The following is a 537-nucleotide window of genomic DNA, read 5'->3' on the forward strand; positions in this document are numbered from 1 at the left end:
TAAGTTTTTCCAACTACTTTTTTGACTCTGCTGACGACTTGAAAGGATGATTTTCATCATCTTCTTTAAGTTTCCGGCCATTAAAATGATCCCCAATTCATTTTTGGCTTTTTCTAACCCTCTGACTGATAAGCGTTTGAACGCCAAATTAGCCTTCAAGTTACCAAAAACTGGCTCAACTTCAATTTTACGCTTTGCGTAAATTGAAGCACCTGTCTTACTTGAAAGCTTAACTCTAATTAATCTTTTTTCCATTTCCCAATGCGGATTTATTTGGATTGACCGTTGGTTACCCCTTTCCGTAATCGAATAGTGATAACCTTCGGGATCATCGTATTGATTGGCTTCATATTTTCGAATGGTCCGCTGAAACCCATACTTATCAGTCCTGTTATAGACTTGTTTAAAGGAGAATTGAATATGATGCTGATCAGTGAAACTGTCAGTTGCGTTATCATAGGTCCAATTCATAACCTTATTGGCATCATTTTTATACTTCTTGGATTGTTCTTTTAAATACATTGTATAGGGAATAAG

The 537-nt window shown here is 35.9% G+C and carries 1 protein-coding gene; it reads right to left on the bottom strand.

Annotated elements, in window-relative coordinates; translation table 11 throughout:
* Positions 1-537: transposase (locus tag FD44_RS10195; protein ID WP_156656230.1), on the bottom strand; the 537-nt coding region annotated here is incomplete at both ends.

It is taken from the genome of Secundilactobacillus malefermentans DSM 5705 = KCTC 3548 (genome assembly GCF_001436395.1).
Classification (GTDB): domain Bacteria; phylum Bacillota; class Bacilli; order Lactobacillales; family Lactobacillaceae; genus Secundilactobacillus; species Secundilactobacillus malefermentans.